This window comes from Paracraurococcus ruber (assembly GCF_004353985.1).
Classification (GTDB): domain Bacteria; phylum Pseudomonadota; class Alphaproteobacteria; order Acetobacterales; family Acetobacteraceae; genus Paracraurococcus; species Paracraurococcus ruber.
Map to the genome: position 1 here is coordinate 1 of NZ_SMOA01000432.1, position 3,108 is coordinate 3,108.

Annotated in this window: 2 protein-coding genes and 1 pseudogene; 1 reads left to right on the forward strand and 2 read right to left on the reverse strand. The window is 65.4% G+C overall.

Features of this window, described 5'->3' with window-relative positions:
- Window positions 1-119: 119 nt before the first annotated feature.
- Window positions 120-224 (forward strand): annotated as a pseudogene (locus tag E2C05_RS30275) (integrase core domain-containing protein); the annotation flags it as partial.
- Window positions 225-361: 137 nt separating this feature from the next.
- Here E2C05_RS30275 and E2C05_RS30280 read toward each other — a convergent pair.
- Window positions 362-1,963, reverse strand: coding sequence for a fatty acyl-CoA synthetase (locus E2C05_RS30280; protein WP_133223329.1), 1,602 nt, complete (start codon window positions 1,961-1,963; stop codon window positions 362-364).
- A gap of 256 nt (window positions 1,964-2,219) precedes the next feature.
- Window positions 2,220-3,108, reverse strand: an 889-nt coding sequence (locus tag E2C05_RS30285; RefSeq protein ID WP_133223330.1) for an IS3 family transposase, incomplete at its 5' end; no start/stop codon positions are given.

Below are 3,108 nucleotides of genomic sequence, written 5' to 3' on the forward strand. Positions count from 1 at the left end.
GCCTCGGATCAGCCCTGACCGCGCGCGGCGACGCGTCCCAGGCCCGCGAACTCGTCCTCCGCGTCCTCACCCACAACCTCATGATCCTCGCAGAGGCCGCATAAGCCTTTCAACAAAGCAAGACCGGCTCGGAAGTGCGGGCCGGGCTGTCGAAGTGGATTGGTTACTACAATGCCGGACGTCCACACAGCGCTCTGGCGGGGCAGACCCCGGACGAGGCGTATGGGACGAGTGCGGTGACGAAACTGGCGGCCTGACGGAAACCAGGACCGGGCTTATCCAGGCCGCCAAGCTGTCCGGCCAAGGGGGACCACCTCAGTGTGTCCTTCGCAATTGCGGCGAACTCTGCAGCTGAGCTGGTCTACGGCTGCGTCGCCGTGCCCGGCGAGGTGTCGACCTTGCCACCATACTGAGCTCGCAACTCGCGCTTCAGCATTTTGCCGGCGGTATTACGTGGTAGGTGATTGGTCAGGATCACCCGCTTAGGAACCTTGTAAGGCGCGATGCTGGCGCGGACGTGAGCCATTAACTCCCCCTCTGTCGCGAGGTGGCCTGCGCGCAAGACGACGACGGCTGCCACCATCTCGATCCAGTGCGGGTCCGGCAAGGCGATGACCGCGCATTCGGATACTGCCGGGTGGGTAAGAATGGCGTCCTCGACATCTCGGCTGGCGACAAGCACGCCTCCGGTGTTGATGACGTCGCGCATGCGATCCACAATAGTGATGAAGCCCCCAGCATCCATCGTGCCGACATCGCCCGAGTGGAACCAACCTCCGGCAAAAGCGGCGCGGGTTTCGTCCGGCATGCCCCAGTAGCCGACCAGCAGCTGAGGTGAGCGATGAATGATTTCGCCAGCCTGCCCGGGAGGCACGTCGCGCATCTCCGCGTCCACGATGCGGGTCTGGACAGTCGGAATAGGCCGGCCGGCGGACCCGGGATGCGCATCATGCTCTTCTGGCCGTAGCACGGTAGCGAGTGGGCCGATCTCGCTCTGACCGTAACCTTGGTAGGGGCGCGCACCTGGCAGGCGCCGTCGCAGTTCCTGCAGCACGGGTAATGGCATGATGGCAGCGCCATACATGATTTGTCGTAAACTCGATAAGTCACGCCGGTCGAAGTCGTCATGGCGAAGCAGGCTGATCCATACTGTCGGCGGTGCGAAGAAGCTGGTGATGCGCTGCTCCTCAATGAGCCTGAGCACGAGAGCCGGCTCCGGTGCCTCAACCAGCAGGGTTTCGCCGCCGGCGAGAAGCAGCGGCATGGTCAGGCTGTGCATCTGCGCGGTGTGGTATAGCGGAAGGGCGGCGAGCGCGCGGTCGGCCGCGCTGTAGTCGAGGACCTGCGCGGCCGCAGCATATTCGGCGAGATAGGCTCGATGCGTCATCATCGCGCCTTTTGGCGCTCCTGTCGTGCCGGCGGTATAGATGATCTGGGCCAGATCGGTGTCCGTCAGCTCTGCATCTGGGGGGGGCATCTGCAACGTGTCGTAGCCAGGGGCCAACGCTGCCGCCAAGACGTCGAGACTGCCGGTGCCGTCGTCCAGCGTGCCGCGAAGGATGTCTCCCGCGTTGGTCGAAGCAGCGTCAGCTTTTGCAGCCAGCATAGGCTGTGACAGAAGTGCCCGCGCGCCGCACTGGCGAAGGATGTATTCGAGTTCCGGAGCGGTCAGCGCGTAGTTGGCTGGGACGTGGATCAGTCCTGCGCGAACGCAACCGAGGAAGCCAAGGAGGTAACCGTCGGAATTTCGGCCATAGGCGACTACACGGTCGCCGTGGACAAGGCCGGCAGCGTGCAAGCTTCGGGCGACGCGATCTGCTCCCCGATCCAGCTCAGCAAAGCTCCAACGCCGCGGTCCAAAAGTGAGGGCAATGCGGTCGCTGAAGCGAAGCGCCGCGCGCCGTAGAGCGTCACCGATGGTGTCGCGGCAGGCCCGTCTGGCCTGTTCACCAAGCTCGTACATTATTGCCTCCCTGACCGCGTCCACCGCACGGCCTGGGCAACATAATGGCTGGGCAGGCCCAACACAGCAGCAAATATCGTATCAGTCCACCACCACCGGCAGCTCTGGTACTACTATTGTCGAACGACGGTCGGTAATCTGCGCCTGTCGCAGTTGGCCCGGCCTCTTGAAACTCCGGCCAAGTCCAGTCCAACTGCCGACGGGTCCCGCACAGGCCGCGGTGTACCGCCCCCGGCTCTTTGGACAACAGGTTGGATTACGCCGTGCACCTGAAGGTTTCTGCGTGCAAAGCGGCTCGCGTGTCGGCGGGGCTGCGGTGGCCGTTCTTCTCAATGATCCACTCGGTGTTGTAGCGGACGACGAAGGCGCGGACGGCGTCGCGCACGTCGTCGATGGTCTGGAAGATGCGGCCGTGAATGGCTTGCTCTTTCGGGGTGCGGAACAGCCGCTCGATGCAGCCGTTGGTCTCCGGCTCGGCGACGAAGGCATAGCTCGGCGCCACGCCCCAGAACCGCATCTGCTTCTGGAACACATCGGCCATGAAGTTGCTTCCATGGTCATGGCGCAGCGACAGGCCACGGGCGGCGCCGGCCCCGAGAGGGCCGAACTGCTGGCGCATCGCCATGCCGAGCGCCTGGATCGCCTCGTAGCGGGTACCGCGCCTGGCGACGTGCCAGCCCAGCATCTCGGCGTTCCAATGCTCGACGACGCCGAACCGCCACACCTTGCCCTCCTGGACCGTGGTGACCTGGGTGGCGTCGATCGCCCACATCACGTTCGGCGCGGTGGTGATGATCTGTCGCTCATGGCTCGCCTCTGCCCGTGCCCGTGCCCGGGCGCGGTGCGGCGAGAGCAGATGGTGCTTGCGCATCAGCCGCAGGACCCGCTTTCGGGCGACCCGGATGCCGTCCATCGCCCGAAGCCTGGCCCAGATCTTCCTGTGGCCCTCGCCGGTCCAGGGCGAGCGCGCCAGGCCAGCCCGGATGGCTGCGATCAGGTCCGCATCGGATACGACCGGCTTCGGACCACGGCGTGCGGGCACCGCAGGCGGGCTGGCAGGATCCGCCGTTGTCCGGCGCGCGGCGTAGAAGGACGACCTCGGCACCTGCCACACCCGGCAGACCCGCGCGACGCCGTAGCGGCGG